Genomic DNA, 18226 nt, shown 5'->3' on the forward strand with positions numbered 1-18226 from the left:
GCACGAGAAGGCGATCGGGCGGGACGGCTGGCGGTGGCTTGCCGCCGAGCACCGCGCCGCGCATCTGGTCGACGCGGCCCGGGCGTACCTGCTGACCGGCGACCCGGCCAACGCCGGCCGCCTCCTCATCGACGCCGAGCGGACCGGACCGGCCGAGATCCGCCACCGCCCCACAGCACGGGAGGTACTCGCCCAGGTCGCCCGTGACCCGCACGCCCCGGCGACGGTCATCCCACTCGCCACCACCCTCGGCCTGGGCTGAGCAGGAGCACCTCAGGTGCGGGAGAGCCGGTGGGTCAGCGCGGTGTGCCGGCGGCCGGTGCCGGCGGTACGGACCGCGATCGCGATCGCCTTGCGGCTGCCAGCCAGCACGACCAGCTTCCGGGCCCGGGTCACCGCCGTGTAGAGCAGGTTGCGTTGCAACATCGTGTACGACCCCATCGTCACCGGAATGACCACGGCCGGGTACTCGCTCCCCTGCGAGCGGTGCACCGTGATGGCGTACGCGTGCTGCAACTCGTCCAGCTCGTCGAAGTCGTACCCCACCTCCTCGTCCTCGTCGGTGCGGACGGTGAGCCGCTGCTCGTCCGGGTCGAGTGCGGTGACCACCCCGACCGTGCCGTTGAAGACACCGGTGGTGCCCTTGTCGTAGTTGTTGCGGATCTGGATGACCTTGTCGCCGACCCGGAACACCCGGGCGCCGTGCCGCCGTTCGGGCATACCCTCCCGGTGCGGGGCGAGCGCCTGCTGGAGGGTGACGTTCAGGTTCGCCGAGCCGGCCGGACCCCGGTGCATCGGCGTGAGCACCTGGATGTCGCGCGGGTGCAGCCCGAACCGGCGGGGGATCCGCCGGGACACGATCTCCACCACCTGCTCGGCGGTGCTCTCCGGTTCGTCGCTGGGGAACAGGAAGAAGTCCGGGTACTCGCCGAGCGTCGGCGGCTGGCCGGCGTTGATCCGGTGCGCGTTGACCACCACGCCGGACTGCTGGGCCTGCCGGAAGATCCGGGTCAGCCGGACCCGGGGGATGGTGTCGGCGGCCAGGATGTCCCGCAGCACCTCACCCGCGCCCACCGAGGGCAACTGGTCGACATCGCCGACCAGCAGCAGGTGTGCACCGGTGGGTACCGCCTTGACCAGCTTGTTCGCCAGGATCAGGTCCAGCATCGACGACTCGTCGACCACGATCAGGTCGGCGTCGATCGGGTTGTCCCGGTCGTGGGTCGGGTCGCCGCCGGGGCGTAGCTGCAACAGCCGGTGCACGGTGGCGGCCGGATGGCCGGTCAGCTCGGTCATCCGCTTGGCGGCCCGGCCGGTCGGCGCGGCCAGCACGATCTTCGCCTTCTTGGCCGCGGCCAGCTCGATGATCGACTTCACGGTGAACGACTTGCCGCAGCCCGGCCCACCGGTCAGCACGGCGACCTTCTCGGTCAGCGCCAGCCGGACCGCCTGCTCCTGCTCGTCGGCGAGTTCGGCGCCGGTGCGGGCACGCAGCCAGGCCAGCGCCCGTGCCCAGTCCACGTCGGCGAACGCGGGCATCCGGTCCGCGCTGGTCCGGGACAGCCGCAGCAGGCCGCCGGCCAGCGACTGCTCCGCCCGGTGGAAGGGGACCAGGTAGACCGCCGGGATGGTGCCGCCCTCGCTGGTCGGGTTCGGGACCGCTTCCCGGACCACCCCCTCCTCGGCGGCGAGTCCGGTCAGGCAGTCCCGGACCAGTTCGGCGGGTACGCCGAGGATGGTGGCCGCGTCGGTGAGCAGGTTCGGTTCCGGCAGGTAGCAGTGTCCGCCGTCGGCGGCCTCGGAGAGGGTGTACTGGATGCCGGCCCGGACCCGTTGCGGGCTGTCGTGCGGGATGCCCACGGCCTGCGCGATGGTGTCGGCGGTCTTGAAGCCGATGCCCCAGACGTCGGCGGCCAGCCGGTACGGCTCGTTGCGCACCACCGAGATCGACGAGTCGCCGTACTTCTTGTAGATGCGGACCGCCAGCGAGGTGGAGACCCCGACGCCCTGGAGGAAGACCATCACCTCCTTGATCGCCTTCTGTTCCTCCCAGGCCGCGCCGATCGCTGCGCTGCGTTTCTTGCCCAGGCCGTGCACCTCGGTCAGCCGGCCGGGTTCCTCCTCGATGACCCGCAGGGTGTCCACGCCGAAGGTTTCCACGATCCGGGCCGCGGTCTTCGGGCCGACCCCCTTGATCAGCCCGGAACCGAGGTAGCGCTCGATGCCCTGCACCGTCGCCGGCAGCACGGTCGTGTACGAGTGCACCTCGAACTGCCGTCCGTACTTCGGGTGCGATCCCCACCGACCGACCAGTCGCAGGCTCTCTCCGGGCTGCACGCCGAGCAGCGCGCCGACCACGGTCAGCAGGTCGTCACTGCTGCGCCGGGTGGCCACCCGGGCGATGGTGTAGCCGGTCTCCTCGTTGGCGTAGGTTATCCGCTCCAGGACCGCCTCCAGCACGGTGCCGGGCGGGCGGGACGGGCTGGAGGTGACGGAGGTGGTGCTCACCGGGTGAATCATGGCAACCCGGTCCGCGGCGGGGAAAGGCGACCCGCCCGGGACGGCCAGCCCCGCATCAGCGCAGCGCGGGCGCCGGGGTCGGGGCCACCTCGGGGGAGCGGTCGTCGGGCCGGCCCCGCAACAGCGGCAGCGCGGTGAAGACCAGGCACACGGCGACGAACACCAGCAGCGCCGTGGTCAGTCCGAACGCGGTGGTCAGCCAACCGCCGAGCAGCGCCCCGATCGGCAACCCGGTGAAGCCGACCGCACCGGCGATGCCGATCACCCGGGTCTGCAACGCGTCCGGGACCCGCTCGTAGAGGGCGACTCCGAGCAGCGGGTTCACCGCCGCGATCCCGAGCGCGGACACGAAGGTGACGACCAGGACGATGACCAGTTCGTCACTGAGGGCCAGGGCCAGCAGGCGCGGGGTACCGCTGATCGCCGCACCCGCGACGAAGGTCAGGTAGCGCGGCAGCCGGGGCGCGAGCCAGGTGAAGAGCAGGTTGCCGACCAGGCCCCCGGCGGCGAACGCGCCGAGCACCAGACCGAGACCGGCCGGGGAACCGAGCACCTCGGCGACCCAGAGCGGGATGAAGACGGCGACACTCGCGTTCGCCACCATGTTCAGCCCGAAGATCACCAGCAGCATGGTCAACAGGACGTTGTCCCCGCGCAGATAGCGGAACCCGCCCCGCAGGGCGTCGAGGTAGCTCTCCCGGGGCGCCTTCGCCGGCCCGTCGTCCGTTCCCGCCGTCGCGCTGTCGTCCGTCGCCGTCCCGGGTGCCTCCGTCGCCGTCGCCGTTGCCGTCCCGGTCGCGGTCGCCGTCGCGGGTGCGGGTGCGGCCGGGGCGGGTAGCCGGACGAACACAGCGATCAGCAGTGCGCAGACCGCGAAGCTGACCGCGTCGATCACGATCGCGCCGGTGCTGCCGAACCAGAGCACCAGCAGTCCGGCCAGGGCCGCGCCGAGCAGGGTGGCGCCCCGGCTCAGCCCGTCGTAGGCGGAGGTCAACCGGATCAGCCGTACCCCGGCCGACTCGGCGACCGGACGCAGCATGACGTGCTTGACCCGGTCACCGATGCCGCGCAGCCCGCCGGCCACCGCGACCAGCAGTACCAGCGCGGTGAAGCCGAGCTGCGGGGCGAGCGCCACCGCGGCCATCACCAGTGCGCTGCCCGCGTCCGCCACCACCGAGGTCCGGCGCAGGCCGACCCGGTCGGCCAGTGGCGCGGCCAGCGCGCTGGAGAGGATGTACGGCACCGTTTCGGCCGCCGCGACGATGCCCATCCGGGTCGGGCTGCCGGTGGTCTCCAGCACCAGCCACGGGATCGCCACGATGGAGACCCGGGTGCCCAGGGTGGAGATGATGTCCGCGCCGACCAGCGTGGCCAGCCGTCCGCGCGGCGTCACGTGGCGCTGCCGATCGGTACGGCCGGGTGGTCAACGGCGTACCGGTCGCGCAGCGCCCGCTTGTCCACCTTGGCCGACCGGTTCAGCGGCAGCCGGTCGATGAACTCCACCGACGCCGGTGCCCACATCTCGTTGAGGGTCGAGGCGACCAGGTCGATCAGCTCGTCTGCGGTCGCCGTGGCGCCCGGGGCGGTCACCACGTACGCGTGCGGCACCTCGCCGACGGTGTCGCTCGGTACCCCGATCACCGCGGCGGCGCGAACCTCGGGATGGGCGGCGATGGCGTCCTCGATCGGCCGGCAGAAGATGGCCCAGTTCCGCCGGTGCGTGACGATCATGTCGTGCACCCGGTCGACCAGGTAGAGGTAACCGTCGGCGTCGAGGTGACCGACGTCGCGGGTGCGGACCCAGCCGTCGACGATGGTCTCGGCGGTCAGCTCCGGTTGCCCGTAGTAGCCGGAGAAACTGAGCCGGGTGCGTACCCAGACCTCACCGTCCACCCCGGGGTCGAGCACCGTGCCGTCCGGTCCACGGACCTCGACCTGCACATCGCCGTACGGTCGGCCGCAGGAACGCAGCCGCTCGGGGTGCTCCGGGTCGTACGTCAGCTGTGGCTGGGCGCAGATCACCACCGCCTCGCTGAGCCCGTAGACGATCCGCAGCACCGGTCCGAACCGGTCGATGGCCTGCCGTAACCGGGCGGGTGCCGCCGGCCCGGCGCCGACGTTGAACATGAACATGCGGGAGAAGTCCGCACCGTCGAGTGCCGGATGATCGAGCACCTCGTAGAGCATCGGCGGGGTGACGAAGGTGGAATTGATCTGCTCCTGCTCGACGGTCTCGATGAACCGTACCGGGTCCCAGTCGTCGCGCAGGACCAGCACACCGCCGGTGAACAGGTTGAACAGTGTGGTGATCTGACCACTGGCCAGCCACATCGGTGAATGGGAAAGGTGCCGCAGCACCGGCATTCCGGCGTCGATGAAATTCTGCGCCAGGGTCAGGATCTGGGCGTAGAAGCCCTGCCGGTGGTGCACCAGTTTCGGGGTACCGGTGGTGCCGCTGGTCTGTAGGAACGACTCCGGCTCCGGCACGTCGACCGGGAGTGTCGTAGGGTCCGCGTCGCCGGCTGCGGTCAGGTCCGGTCCGGCGCCGCCGGGACCGAGGCAGAACACGGGTACCTCCGGCAGGTCGGCGTGTAGCTGCGCACCCAGGCTGTCGGCCGCGCGGGCGTCGTAGACGAACACGTCCGGCGCGGCGAGCCGGACGAACTCGTCGATCTCCCGCCGGGCGGTGACCGGGGCGATCCACATCGAACGGCAGCCCAGCAGGTGCAATGCCAGCTGGAGCAACGGACCCTCGACCGCGTTGGCCACCATGACCAGCACCGCGCTGCCCGGTGCCACGCCGTGCCGGACCAGGGTCGTGGCCATCGCCCGTACCTGGTCGGCGGCCTGCGGATAGGTCAGCCGGCGGCCACCGCCCACCAGGGCCTCCCGGTCCCCGAAGGAGGCGAAGCGCTCCAGTGCGGTGTGTACGTAGTTCGGTCGGTGCTCGGGCCCGACAGCCATGCGGCAGCTCCCATCGGCGTCGCGGCGGCGGTCGTCCGGGACCGCCCCGGCACTCGACTCGCTGGCACGCCGGATCGGCGGCCGTCCCGCCGCGGGGTCAGAGCCTATTCGCCTGTGGGAGACCGGGGCCAGAGCCAAACGGTGCGCCGACCTGTCCGGCGATTAATTGATCATGACGGTCCGGTCGATTGACGCCTGTTGGAGGCCCGGTTACGTTTCATGACCATCATCCAGCGGTGCCGTCAGTGGGCGGCCCTGGGCTGGGACATCATGGAGGTTCAATGTCGACCCCGAAACGATGGCAGGTCGTGGCGGCCGTCGCGACGCTGACGATCGCGGGCACCCCCGCGGTCGTCGCGAGCGCCGGCCCGACGGCCGAGGCCGAGGCCGAGCGGTACATCCGGCCGAAGGGGACCTGGGCCGGTAGCTGGGCAGCGGCGGTGACCCGAGGTAACTCCACCGGCCTGACCAACACCGGCTTCAACAACCAGAGCGTGCGGATGGTCGTGCACACCTCGCTGGGTGGCGACCGGCTGCGCATCCGACTGTCCAACATCTTCGGTGAGCAGGCGGTGAAGGTCGGCAAGGCCACCGTCGCCCTGCCGAACACCGCCACCCCGGACGACGTGTCCGACATCGACCCGGCCAGCGTCCGGGAGCTGACCTTCAACGGCGTGTCGTCGGCGAACATGGCGCGCGGCGGTGAGCTGCTCAGCGACCCGGTCAACCTGCCGATCGGCGACCAGCAGGACCTGGTCGTCACGCTCTACTTCCCCACCGCGACCGGCCCGACGACGTTCCACGGCCAGTCGCAGCAGACCAACTTCATCGGCGCCACCGACCTGACCACCGCCGCCGACGGTGCCGGGTTCACCATCCGCCCGAACTGCTGCTGGTTCTTCCTGTCCGGTGTGGACGTGGAGCGCCGGCACAACCCGGGTTCGGTCGTGGTGTTCAGCGACTCGATGGGCGACAGCAACGGCAGCACGGTCAACGCCAACCGGCGCTGGCCGGACCTGCTCGCCGACCGGCTGATCGACGACCGGCCGGACGTGCGTACCCCCGGCGTGCTCAACGCGAGTCTCGCCGGTAACCGGCTCAACCACGAGGGCCCCGAGCCGGGCGCCGGGGGCTTCCCCGGCTACCACCAGCTCGGCCCGAACGCGCTCGCCCGGTTGAACGAGGACGTCCTCGCCCAGACCGGTGCGCGTACCGTCATCACCCACATCGGCATCAACGACATCTGGATGACCGGGGACTCCGCCGAGGCGATCATCGCCAGCCTGCGGCAGATCAACCAGCAGGTGAAGCAGCGCGGCCTGACCAGCCTGGTCAGCACCCTGGCCCCATACGAGGGGCACGGCAACCCGGGGGTCTGGACGCCGGAGAAGGAGGCGACCCGTCAGGCGGTCAACGCGTGGCTGCGCAACAACGCCGCCGAGTTCGACGGCCTGATCGACTTCGACCTGGTGCTGCGGGACCCGGAGCGGCCGAGCCGGCTGAAGCCGGAATTCGACTCGGGGGACCACATCCACCCGAACGACGCCGGTAACCAGGCGATGGCCGACGCGGTGCCGCTGAGGATGCTCGACCTGTAGTCACCAGGTTGCGCCAAGCGATGGGAGAGCCGGGAGCGGCGGGGGAGTACCCCCGCCGCTCCCGGCGCGAGTTCTGGGGAGGACAACGCGGTGGACATAACCTCTGTACTGGCCGGTCTCTACAGCTCCGATGGGCGTAGGGACCCGTACCCGCACTATGCGGCCCTGCACCGGCTCGGCCCGGTGTCGGCACTGCCACCCCGGCAGCAGGTCGGGGCGCCGGTCGCGATCGCCTGTGGCTACGACGTGGTCGACCAGGTGCTACGCGACCCGGAGTGGTTCAAGAACACCCTGCCGAGCGAGGGTGAACATCCGATCCTGAACACCTTCGAGACCTCGATGATGTTCACCAACCCGCCCACCCACGGCCGGATGCGGCAGGTCTTCGCCCGGGTGTTCACCCCCCGCCGGCTCGACGCCCTCGAACCCGTGGTGGTCCGGGTGACGGAACAACTGCTCGACCGGATGGCCGAGCAGGGGGCCGGCGGGGCGAGCTTCGACTACGTCGCGGAGTTCGCGTACCCGATGCCGGCCCTGGTGATGGCCGAGTTCATCGGAATCCCGGAAACGGACCTGGAGTGGTACCGGGCCCGGGTCAAGCGCATCGACGACTTCCTGGACGTCTCCGGCAAGACCCCGGAGCTGATCCGGGCCGCCGACGACGCGGCCAGCGAGCTGCGGGGGTACTACACCGACCTGATCGCCCACCGGCGCAGGGCGCCCGGTGAGGACCTGATCAGCAGCCTGGTCGCCGCAGTCGACGCCGGTGCGGCCGGCATCACCGAGCAGGAGCTGATCAGCAACTTGATCGTGCTCTTCAACGCCAGCTTCGTCACCACCATCTACCTGCTCGGCAGCGGCCTGCCGCTGCTGCTGGCACAGCCGGACGTGGTGGCCAAACTCCCCGGCGACCAGGACCTGGCCCTCGACTGCTGTCACGAGATCCTGCGCTGCGAGAGCCCGGTGCAGTTCCTCACCCGGCAGGCGCCCCGGGACACCGAGTTGGCCGGCGTACCGGTCGGCCGGGACCAGGTGGTGCTGCTGATGGTCGGCGCCGCCAACCGGGACCCGGCCAGGTTCCCCGAGCCGGACCGGTTCGACCCGGCACGCCGGGGCCCGGCGTCGCTGGCCTTCGGCGCCGGCGCCCACTTCTGCCTCGGCGCGGCGGTCTCCCGGATCGAGGGACGGATCGCCCTGCCCCGGCTCTTCGCCCGCTTCCCGGGGCTGGCGGTCGCCGGCCCGCCGGTGTACACCGGAAGCCTCTTCCTCCGCGGCATCGACGTCCTGCCCGTCACCACCGGCTGATCGGAGCTGATTACCGTGCCTCTCGACCCGCAGGTCGCCCGCTACCGCACCAGCCGCAAGCTGGCCGGTGTCAAGCCGCTCTACACCCAGTCGCTGGCCGACGCCCGGGCCGCCGACCTCGCCGCGATCCGGGCCGCCGCCGGTGCCGGCGAACCGGTGTACCAGGTGGTCGACCGGACCCTGCCCGGCCCGGACGGGGACCTCCCGGTCCGCATCTACCGGCCGGCCGGTGCCGACCCGCAGCCGGCGCTGGTCTACTTCTTCGGCGGTGGCTGGACCCTGGGCAGCATCGACACCGCCGACGGGATCTGCCGCCGGCTGGCCAACGCGGTGCCCTGCACCGTGGTCACCGTCGGCTACCGGCTCGCGCCCGAGCACACGTTCCCGGCCGCGGTGTACGACTGCTACGCGGCGGCCGAGTGGGTCGCCGCGAACGCCGGGGAACTCGGCGTCGACCCGGACCGGATCGCGGTCGCCGGGGACAGCGCCGGCGGCAACCTGACCGCCGCCGTCGCGCTGCTGGCCCGGGAGCGGGGTGGTCCGGCGCTGGCCGGGCAGGTCATGGTCTACCCGAACACCCGGTACGGCGCCGAGACCCCCTCGATGCAGGCCGACGCCGATCCGTGGCTGTTCAACCGGCACTCCGTCGACTGGTACTGGGGTCACTACCTGGCCGACCCGGCCGACGGACGGAACCCGCTGGCCTCGCCGCTGCTGGCCGGGGAGCTGACCGGGCTGCCCCCGGCGCTGGTCATCACCGCCGAGTACGACCCGTTGCGCGACGAGGGGGAGCAGTACGCGCAGCGGCTGGCCGGGGCGGGCGTACCGACCGAGCTGACCCGGTACGACGGCATGATCCACGGCTTCTTCGCCATGTCGGGCGTCCTGGACGGCGGGGCGCGGGCGGTCGCCCAGGTGGCCGACTGGCTGCGGAACCGGTTCGAGCGCCGTGATGGCTGACCCCGGCGTACCCGTGGACTGCGACACCGCCGTCTGCCTGGCGGACTTCGCGGCGCTGGCCCGCCGGGTGCTCCCGCCTGAGGTGTACGACTTCGTCGCCGGGGGGAGCGGGGCGGAGACGACCCTGACCGGGAACCGGGCGTCGCTGGACCGGGTGGCCGTGCTGCCCCGGGTGCTCACCGGCACGGCCGATCCTGGCCTGTCCGCGCACCTGCCCGGTGGGATGGCGGCGCTGCCGGTCGCGGCGGCGCCGATGGCGTACCAGCGCCTGGTGCACCCGGACGGGGAACTCGCGCTGGCCCGGGCGTCCGGCGCGGCCGGGGTGCCGTTCATCGCCAGCACCCTGAGCAGCTACCCGATCGAGGAGATCGCGGCGGTCGCCGGGCCGCTGTGGTTCCAGCTCTACTGGCTGCGGGACCGGTCGCTGGTCCGGGCGTTGCTGGCCCGGGCCGAGGCCGCCGGCGCGACCGCCCTGATGGTCACGGTGGACGTACCGCTGATGGCCCGCCGGCTGCGCGACGTGCGCAACGCCTTCACCCTGCCGGAGACGGTGGTCGCGGCGAACCTGACCCCGGACCGGGCCGCGGGTCTCGCCGCCGGTCCGGACGACCGGGCGCACCTGGCCACGGCCGGTGTCTCGGCGGTTGCCGCGCATACCGCAGACGTCTTCGCCCCCGCCCTGACCTGGCAGGACATCGAGTGGCTGCGGGGGCAGAGCGACCTGCCGCTGGTGGTGAAGGGACTGCTCGACCCCCGCGACGCGGCGCTGGCGGTGGAGGCCGGGGCCGACGCGGTGGTGGTCTCCAACCACGGTGGTCGCCAGTTCGACGGGGCGCCGCCGAGCATCGTGGCGCTGCCAGCCGTGGTCGACGCGGTGGCCGGTCGGGCCCAGGTGCTGCTGGACAGTGGGGTGTCCAGCGGCACCGACGTGCTGCGGGCACTGGCCGTCGGGGCGGCCGGCGTGCTGATCGGCCGGCCGCTGCTCTGGTCGCTGGCCGCCGGGGGTGAGCGGGGTGCGCGGCGCGCGTTCGACCTGCTGCGGGTCGAGTTGTCCGACGCGCTGACCCTGGCCGGCTGCCCGGACGTCGCGGCGGCCCGGGACCTGCGCGCGCTGACGATCGGAGAGAGCCGGTGACCGATGCCCCACCACTGCCGGAAACCGTTGAGCCGGGCATGACCGGTCTGCATCCGGCCCTCGCCGACCCCTCGCTCAACTCGATGAACTTCCTCAACGAGATCGCCCAGCACTATCCGGATGCGATCTCGTTCGCCGCCGGGCGGCCGTACGAGGAGTTCTTCGACGTCGCGCAGCTCGCCGGGTACCTTGACCGGTTCACCGCGCACCTGCGCGACGACCTCGGGTACGACCAGCAGCGGGTGACCCGCACCCTGTTCCAGTACGGGCGGACCAAGGGGATCATCCACCATCTGGTGGCCCGCAATCTCGCGGTGGACGAGCAGATCACCGTCGACCCGGAGTCGATCGTGGTGACCGTGGGCTGCCAGGAGGCGATGTTCCTGGTGCTGCGGGCACTGCGGGCCGACGACCGGGACGTGCTGCTCGCGGTCAGCCCGACCTATGTCGGCCTGACCGGGGCGGCCCGGCTGGTGGACCTCCCGGTGCTGCCGGTGGCGACCGGACCGGACGGGGTGGACCTGGCCGATCTCGTCGCGCAGATCCACCGGGCCCGGGCCGCCGGGCTGCGCCCCCGGGCCTGTTACGTCATGCCGGACTTCGCGAACCCCTCCGGGCTCAGCCTGGACCTGGCCGCCCGGCGCCGGCTGCTCGACGTGGCGGCGGCGGAGGACCTGCTGCTGCTGGAGGACAACCCGTACGGCCTCTTCCCGGCCGACGGGGCGGTCCGGGTGCCGACGCTCAAGGCGCTCGACGAGCGGGCACAGGTGGTCTACCTCGGTTCGTTCGCCAAGACCGCCCTGCCCGGTGCGCGGGTCGGTTACCTGGTCGCCGACCAGCGGGTGACCGGTCCGGGCGGGACGGTGAGCCTGTTCGCCGACGAGCTGGCCAAGATCAAGAGCATGGTCACGGTGAACACGTCGGCGATCGCCCAGGCTGTCGTCGGTGGCCGACTGCTGGCGCACGGGTGCAGCCTGTTGGCGGCCAACCAGCGGGAGCGGGCCGCGTACGCCCGGAACCTGCGCCTGCTCGACGCGGGCCTTGCGGCCCGGTTCCCCCGCTTCGCCGACGGGCGCCGGGTCATCGACTGGAACGTGCCGGCCGGTGGCTTCTTCATGGTGGTGACCGTGCCGTTCCCGGTCGACGACGTCCTGCTGGAACGGTCGGCCCGCCGGTACGGGGTGCTCTGGACCCCGATGCACCACTTCTACGACGGGAGTACCCCGGTCGACGCGCTGCGGCTGTCGATCAGTGCGGTGACCGCCGACCAGATCGACGCCGGGCTGGACCGGCTGGCGGCGTTGATCCGCGACGCACTGGAGCGTCCCCCGGCGGCCCGCCGTCCCGGATCCGCCTGACCGGGCTGCCGGTGGCCAGGGTGCACCGGGCACCGAAACTATCGGTGTCCGACCGTAGCGCGGGGAGGCCGCCGGTGTAGTGGCTGCCGCGTGCGCGGCGGGCGGTGCCTGCCGGCCCGGCCCACGTCGTCGGCGGTCCGGCCCACGTCGTCGGCGGTCCGGCCGGCGGGCGGCGGTGGCCGGTCTGTCGTACCTCTGGGGTCACGCGGTGGGTGCCGGCGGCGGGCGTCGATGGTGGGGCCGATAGCGGACCGAAATCTTTTCCGAGAATTCTTGCCACTGGTTTCGGTAATGGCATACTGGGAGCGCTTCCATCGAAGGTTGACTGTGCGCCCGTCCCCTCCCGGCACCGGTCGACCCACCCCCACCACCTGCCGGCCGCGTTGGCCGGCTGGAAGGAGCGTCACCATGGTCCCCGGATCCCCGCACCGGCGCAGGCATGCCGTCCTCGCCGGCCTGGCGGTCGCCGCGCTGGTCGCCGGCAGCCTGGCGGTGGCCGCACCGGCGACGGCCGCCACCACCCTGGCCGGTCTGGCCACCGCCAAGGGCAAGGACATCGGCTTCGCCCTGGCCCCGAACCGGATGAGTGAGGCCGCCTACAAGACCATCGCCGACAACGAGTTCAACCTGGTCGTCGCGGAGAACGCGATGAAGTGGGACGCGACCGAGCCCACCCAGGGCCAGTTCCGCTGGACCGACGCCGACACGGTGGCCACCTACGCCGCCAGCACCGGCAAGGAGCTCTACGGCCACACCCTGGTCTGGCACAGCCAGCTGCCCGGCTGGGTCGGCAATCTCAGCGCCGACCAGCTCCGGTCGGCCATGAACAACCACATCACCACCGTGGTCACCCGCTACAAGGGCAAGGTCACGTCCTGGGACGTGGTCAACGAGGCGTTCTCCGACAACGGCGACGGCTCCCGGCGGAGCAACTCGGTGTTCCAACAGAAGCTCGGGGACGGCTACATCGCCGAGGCGCTCCGGACCGCCCGGGCCGCCGACCCGAACGCCAGGCTCTGCATCAACGACTACAGCATCGAAGGGGTCAACGCGAAGAGCACCGGGCTGTACAACCTGGTCCGGAGCCTCAAGACGCAGGGCGTACCGATCGACTGCGTGGGCTTCCAGGCCCACCTGATCGTCGGCCAGGTCCCCGGTGACATGCAGGCCAACCTCCAGCGCTTCATCGACCTCGGGGTCGACGTGCGGGTCACCGAGCTGGACATCCGGATGCAACTGCCGGCCGACGCGGCCAAGCTCGCCCAGCAGGCCGCCGACTACAAGAAGGTCATGCAGATCTGCCTCAACCTCCCCCGCTGCCAGGGCGTCACCATCTGGGGCATCACCGACCGCTACTCCTGGATCCCGGACGTCTTCCCCGGTCAGGGTGCGGCTCTGGTGTGGGACGAGAACTACCAGGCGAAGCCCGCGTACGCCGCGCTGACCGAGGCGCTCGGCGGGGGCGGCGGTGACACCACCGCGCCGACCGCCCCGGGTCGACCGGTCGTGGGTACGGTCACCAGCAGCAGCGTCGCGCTGTCCTGGTCGGCGGCCACCGACAACGTCGGTGTCACCGGCTACACCGTCTACCGCGAGAACGGGGCGACCGACGTCGCGGTGGCCAGCCCGTCCGGCACCTCGGCGACGGTCACCGGTCTGGCCGCCGCCACCGCCTACACGTTCTACGTGGTGGCCCGGGACGCCGCCGGCAACGTTTCGGCCGCCTCGCCGACGGTCACGGCCACCACCGGCAACGACACCGGCGGCGGTGCCTGCCGGGTCGGCTACACCGTCGCCAACCAGTGGAACAACGGGTTCACCGCGAACGTGACGGTCACCAACACCGGTACCAGCGCGGTGAACGGCTGGGCGCTCGCCTTCGCCTTCTCCGCCGGTCAGACCGTCACCCAGTCGTGGAGTTCCACCTACACCCAGTCCGGTAGCCAGGTGACCCTGCGCAACGAGACCTGGAACGGTCAGGTCGCGCCGGGCGGCTCGGTGAGCCTCGGCTTCAACGGCTCGCACAGCGGCAGCAACCCCGCGCCGACCGCGTTCAGCCTCAACGGCGCGGCCTGCACCCTGGGCTGACCGTCGCAGTGGGTTCCCGGCCCGGCGGCCGGGAACCCACTGGCGTATCTGCCGGTTAGCCCGCGTAGGAGACCTTCGGCCACCGCCCGACGGCTTCCCGTCGGGCGGTCGAAGGGAGCGCACGGCGCCCGTGTCCGTACCGTGGTGGACCTGGGTGGCCCCGACCGTCGTCTGGTCCGGCGAATCGCCGCCGGGCTGGCCTTCGGTGTGATGCTCTGGCTCTGGCAGGGCGACGGAGGCCGCCGGCGCACCCTCGGACCGCCGGCGCGGCGGCCCGTGCTGATGGTGGCACGTCCGGTGGGTGGGTGCTCCCCTCGGATGTTGCGCTCCAGATTCATGAAACAAGATTCGCTCGTCCAGTGGTCGACCCCGACTTTGACCTCGACCCGGGCTCCGAGGCCGATCGCGGTCTCCCGGATTCTGGGAATACCTACTAAGCCTATAGGTTATAGCGTCTATCCTGGTCGGGACGGACCGACAGGAAAGAACCGACATGATCACCATTCGACAGCCGGCGGACGACCTGCTCGCCATCGCCCGGCAGCACGCCACCCCGGCCACCTGGCCCACCGGCGTCCACTTCGACCCGGTCGACCGGTGGTACGCCCGGCTCGCCACCGGACCCGGGCACGAGGTCTGGCTCCTCAGCTGGCTACCGGGCCAGGGCACGGACCTGCACGACCATGGCGGCTGCGCGGGTGCCTTCCTGGTCGTCGCGGGGGAGTTGACCGAGGAGACGGTGGACCGGGGCCGGCTGCGCCCGACGAGGCTGTCCGCCGGCACCGGGCGCCGGTTCGGCCCCCGGCACGTCCATCAGGTGACCAACCTCGGGACCATCCCTGCCGTCAGCGTCCACGTCTACCGGCCCGCGTTGCGCCGGATGACCCGCTACCACCTTGACGCGGGCCGGCTGCGGGCCGCCGAGGTGGCCGAGGCGGGTACCGCCTGGTGAGCCGGACCGCATCCGGCCGGACGCCGCACGGCCGGACCGCACCCGGTCCGACCGCATTGGGTCCGACCCCACCCCGGTCCGACCGCACCCGGTCCGACCCCGCCCTGGACCGGTCGCACCCGACCGGACCACATGATCGGAGGAGTGATTCCGTGGAACTGACGCACCCGGGCCGGAGCTGTCCGGAGACCCTGGCCCCGGCCGGATCCCGGGGCATCGACGAGATCCTGGCCGAGGCCCGCCGCGCACTGCACCGGCTCGACCCGGAACGGGCCCACGTCGCCCACCGTACGGGCGCGGTGCTGGTGGACATCCGGCCCGCCGCCCAGCGGGCGGCGTACGGCACCATCCCCGGGGCGCTCATCGTCGAGCGCAACGTGCTGGAGTGGCGGTTCGACCCGCGCAGTGCCGCGCGGCTGCCGCTCGCGGGCCGGTACGACCTGCCGGTGGTGATCTTCTGCCAGGAGGGTTACACCTCCTCGCTCGCGGCCGCCGCGTTGCAGCAGATCGGTCTGTACCGGGCCACCGACCTGATCGGCGGCTTCGCCGCCTGGACCCTCGCCGGTCTGCCCGTCCTCGGGCCGTCCGGGGTCTACGCCACCCGGCCCGACCTTCCGTCCCACCTGTCCGAACCGGAACGCCGGTCGATCCCCGACCGCCGGTGACCATGGCCGGTCGTGGTGCCACGAGCACCCGCCGGTTTCCGCGTCCCGCCCTCGCCGAACCGCGAAGGAGACACCCATGTCCGTCATCGCGATCCCGTCCCGCCCGTACCCGCCGAAGCCCGCCCGTCCGTCCACCGGCCCGCGCCGGTCCACTCCGGACGCTCCGGAGGTGACCGTGAGCATCGACATCGCGCTGGGCACCGAACCCCCCGGCCCGGCGCTGGTCCGGTTGCTGGATCTCCTCGGCGAACTGGTCTCCGACGGTGCCGGTGAGATCACCGTGACCGGTTCCGACCGCTGGTCACCGGTACCGCGCTCGGGCGTCGGGCTCTCCCTCGCCGTCCCGACCGGTCCCGACCCGGTGGCCGTACCGTCGGCGGGTGGTGACCGGGTCCTCATCCAGGCGGCGTCCCGGGTGGTCCGCCGGGGCCGGCATGTCCTCCCACTGACCCGCCGCGAGTTCGATCTGCTGCTCTTCCTGGCCGAGAACCCCCGCCGGGTGTTCACCCGGTCCAGACTGCTCACCAGCGTCTGGGGTCACCGGCACGCCCTGGAACGCACCGTCGACGTGCACGTACGCCGGCTACGCGTCAAGATCGGGGCCGACCTCGCCCTGGTCACCACCGTCCACGGGGTCGGGTACCGGCTCGCCGACGACGCGCCGGTGACCGTCGACCCGACCCGCTGACCGCACCGGGAGATCCGGTCCCGTTCAACCCGGTGCGTCAGGCGGGTGATCCGGCCGCCGCTACCTGCCGGTCACCCGCCGGTAACCTCCGTGCCTTCGCGTCATCGCCGGAATCCGGGTCGGGTAGCCGTCCGTCCGGACGGTCAACCCAGCCAGAGGGTGATCACCGTCAGTGACACCGCTGCGGCCACTGTGGACAGTACGATCGTGTCGCGGGCCAGTCCGGTGCCACGGTCGTACCGGGTGGCGTAGACGAAGATGTTCTGGGCGGTGGGCAGGGCGGCGGTGACCACCGCGGCGAGCAGGGCCGGGCCGGTCAGTCCGAACCCCCACCGGCCGACCGCGTACGCCACCAGCGGCTGTCCCAGCACCTTCAACCCGACCGCCAACCAGCGCTCCCGCAGATCCGCTCCCCGGGCCAGCGGCCGGCTGCCCGGCAGCGACATGCCGAGGGCGAGCAGAGCCAGGGGCACGGCTGCCGATCCGACCAGCTCGAACGGACGGAACACCTCGACCGGGGGCTGCCAGCCGCTGACCGCGACGGCCAGCCCTGCCGCGCAGCCGAGCATGATCGGGTTACGCAACGGCAGCGCGACCAGCCGCCCCGCCGATCCGGACCGGCCGGACGCCCGGTCCAGCACCGCCAGGGCCAGTGGGGCGGCGAGCAGGACCTGGAACAGCAGGACCGGTGCGACGAGAGAGACGTCACCGAGGACGTACGCCGCGACGGGCAGCCCCAGGTTCGCCGCGTTGACGTACGACGCGCCGAGCGCCCCCACCGTCGCCCGCCCCGGGTCCGCGCGCACCTCCCGGCCGGCCAGTAACAGGTAGCCGGTGGCCACCAGCACGGTGGAGACGACGAAGGTGGCCAGGGCTGGGGTGAATATCCGGTCCAGACCGGCCCGGGCCAGCGTGGTGAACAGCAGCGCCGGCGCGGCGATGAAGAAGACCAGCCGTGCGGTGACCGTCGTGCCGTGCGGCCCGAGCAGGCCGTACCGGCCGATGAGGTAACCGGCCACGGTCAGTATCCAGATCGTGGTGAAGCTGGCGAAGACCCCCCGCATCCGGTCAGCTTCCCGGTTCTGCTTGAATCATCAGTATCTGGCACTCAGAGCGAGCATCCGGCTTCGATCCGTTTGTCAATTGTCACATTCATGCAACGTAGCTGCCCCTTGACCCCCGTCGTGGTGACCGGAAGCATCGATTCGTGCGCGCTCTCGGGCCGTCGGGAGTCACCCGGATCAGCCAAGGAGGACCATGTCGGTGAGCCCCGCGTCGTCGCGCGCCGGATGGCATCCGTCCCAACCAGCGGGACCGGGTCGTCCGCCGAGCGGTCAGCGTCGTCCGACCAGCACCGGCACCCCCTCGCTGACCGTGACACTCTGCATTCCGCTGACCAACGAGGAGGCGCTGACCCCGCCTGCCCGGCGGTTGCTGGAGGCCGCCCGCGAGCTGCTGGAGCGTGGCGAGGCCACGATCACCGCCGGCCCGCAGCGCGCCGAACCGGTACCGGTGCCCCGGGCACCGGCCCGCCCGGTGCCGACGCCCGCCGCGCCGGCCCTGCACATCCTCGCCGCCTCCCGCTCCGTGTTGCGGGACGGGGAGCCGTTGCCGTTGACCAGGCTGGAGTTCGACCTGCTGATGCACCTGGTCGCCCATCCCCGGCGGGTCTTCACCCGGTTGCAGCTGCTCGCCGCCGTCTGGGGGTACGAACACGCCGGGGTCCGCACCGTCGACGTGCACGTACGCCGGCTGCGCGGCAAGGTCGGCGTGGACGTCCCCCTGGTCACCACCGTCTACGGCGTGGGCTACCGGCTCGCCGACGAGGCCCGGGTGACCATCGACCGCACGGGCTGACCGGGCCCGGCCCGCACGGGCTGACCGCCCGCACGGGCTGACCGCCCGCACGGGCTGACCGCCCGCACGGGCTGACCGCCCGCACGGGCTGACCGCCCGCACGGGCTGACCGCCCGCACGGGCTGACCGCCCGCAC

14 protein-coding genes and 1 pseudogene are annotated in these 18226 nt (G+C 72.0%); 11 read left to right on the forward strand and 4 right to left on the reverse strand.

The window, feature by feature from the left end; translation table 11 throughout:
- Positions 1 to 262, forward strand: a pseudogene (locus V6U90_RS18330) (helix-turn-helix domain-containing protein); the annotation flags it as partial.
- A gap of 11 nt (positions 263 to 273) precedes the next feature.
- On the opposite strand, the gene recD2 reads toward V6U90_RS18330, so the two are convergent.
- From recD2 to V6U90_RS18345, 3 genes are all read right to left on the reverse strand, one after another.
- A complete protein-coding gene (gene recD2 / locus V6U90_RS18335; protein WP_334437821.1) occupies positions 274 to 2508 on the reverse strand; it encodes an SF1B family DNA helicase RecD2 in 2235 nt (744 codons plus the stop codon).
- 67 nt (positions 2509 to 2575) lie between these two features.
- On the reverse strand, positions 2576 to 3913 hold the full coding sequence (locus V6U90_RS18340) for an MFS transporter (RefSeq protein WP_334437823.1): 1338 nt from the start codon (positions 3911 to 3913) through the stop codon (positions 2576 to 2578).
- Entirely contained in the window at positions 3910 to 5484 is a 1575-nt protein-coding gene (locus V6U90_RS18345; RefSeq protein WP_334437826.1) for an AMP-binding protein, read from the reverse strand. The genes V6U90_RS18340 and V6U90_RS18345 overlap by 4 nt, the downstream gene beginning before the upstream one ends.
- Positions 5485 to 5792: 308 nt before the next feature.
- Between V6U90_RS18345 and V6U90_RS18350 the strand changes: the two genes are divergently transcribed.
- The 9 genes from V6U90_RS18350 (at position 5793) to V6U90_RS18390 (ending at position 16233) form a co-directional block, all read left to right on the forward strand.
- A complete protein-coding gene (locus tag V6U90_RS18350) occupies positions 5793 to 7082 on the forward strand; it encodes an SGNH/GDSL hydrolase family protein (RefSeq protein WP_334438014.1) in 1290 nt (429 codons plus the stop codon).
- 90 nt (positions 7083 to 7172) lie between these two features.
- Entirely contained in the window at positions 7173 to 8387 is a 1215-nt protein-coding gene (locus V6U90_RS18355; protein ID WP_334437828.1) for a cytochrome P450, read from the forward strand.
- 15 nt (positions 8388 to 8402) lie between these two features.
- A complete protein-coding gene (locus tag V6U90_RS18360; RefSeq protein WP_334437831.1) occupies positions 8403 to 9347 on the forward strand; it encodes an alpha/beta hydrolase in 945 nt (314 codons plus the stop codon).
- Positions 9340 to 10482 carry an alpha-hydroxy acid oxidase gene (locus V6U90_RS18365; RefSeq protein ID WP_334437834.1) on the forward strand — a complete coding sequence of 381 codons (1143 nt, stop codon included), beginning with the start codon at positions 9340 to 9342 and terminating at the stop codon, positions 10480 to 10482. The genes V6U90_RS18360 and V6U90_RS18365 overlap by 8 nt, the downstream gene beginning before the upstream one ends.
- A 38-nt stretch (positions 10483 to 10520) precedes the next feature.
- Complete coding sequence (locus tag V6U90_RS18370; protein ID WP_334437837.1) at positions 10521 to 11840, forward strand: aminotransferase-like domain-containing protein; 1320 nt, start codon at positions 10521 to 10523, stop codon at positions 11838 to 11840.
- 408 nt (positions 11841 to 12248) lie between these two features.
- Positions 12249 to 13928, forward strand: a complete 1680-nt coding sequence (locus V6U90_RS18375) for an endo-1,4-beta-xylanase (protein WP_334437840.1) — start codon at positions 12249 to 12251, stop codon at positions 13926 to 13928.
- A gap of 493 nt (positions 13929 to 14421) precedes the next feature.
- On the forward strand, positions 14422 to 14880 hold the full coding sequence (locus V6U90_RS18380; protein ID WP_334437843.1) for a cysteine dioxygenase: 459 nt from the start codon (positions 14422 to 14424) through the stop codon (positions 14878 to 14880).
- 152 nt (positions 14881 to 15032) lie between these two features.
- Entirely contained in the window at positions 15033 to 15545 is a 513-nt protein-coding gene (locus V6U90_RS18385; protein ID WP_442933615.1) for a rhodanese-like domain-containing protein, read from the forward strand.
- A gap of 76 nt (positions 15546 to 15621) precedes the next feature.
- On the forward strand, positions 15622 to 16233 hold the full coding sequence (locus V6U90_RS18390; protein ID WP_442933616.1) for a winged helix-turn-helix domain-containing protein: 612 nt from the start codon (positions 15622 to 15624) through the stop codon (positions 16231 to 16233).
- Between the two features lie 143 nt (positions 16234 to 16376).
- Here the strand turns inward: V6U90_RS18390 and V6U90_RS18395 are convergent, their stop codons facing one another.
- A complete protein-coding gene (locus V6U90_RS18395; RefSeq protein ID WP_334437846.1) occupies positions 16377 to 17297 on the reverse strand; it encodes an AEC family transporter in 921 nt (306 codons plus the stop codon).
- 193 nt (positions 17298 to 17490) lie between these two features.
- Here V6U90_RS18395 and V6U90_RS18400 point away from each other — a divergent pair, with 193 nt between their 5' ends.
- Positions 17491 to 18090, forward strand: a complete 600-nt coding sequence (locus tag V6U90_RS18400; RefSeq protein WP_334437849.1) for a winged helix-turn-helix domain-containing protein — start codon at positions 17491 to 17493, stop codon at positions 18088 to 18090.
- The last annotated feature ends 136 nt before the right edge of the window (positions 18091 to 18226 follow it).

The organism is Micromonospora sp. CPCC 206060, from assembly GCF_036906895.1.
In the GTDB taxonomy this organism is placed as follows: Bacteria; Actinomycetota; Actinomycetes; order Mycobacteriales; family Micromonosporaceae; genus Micromonospora.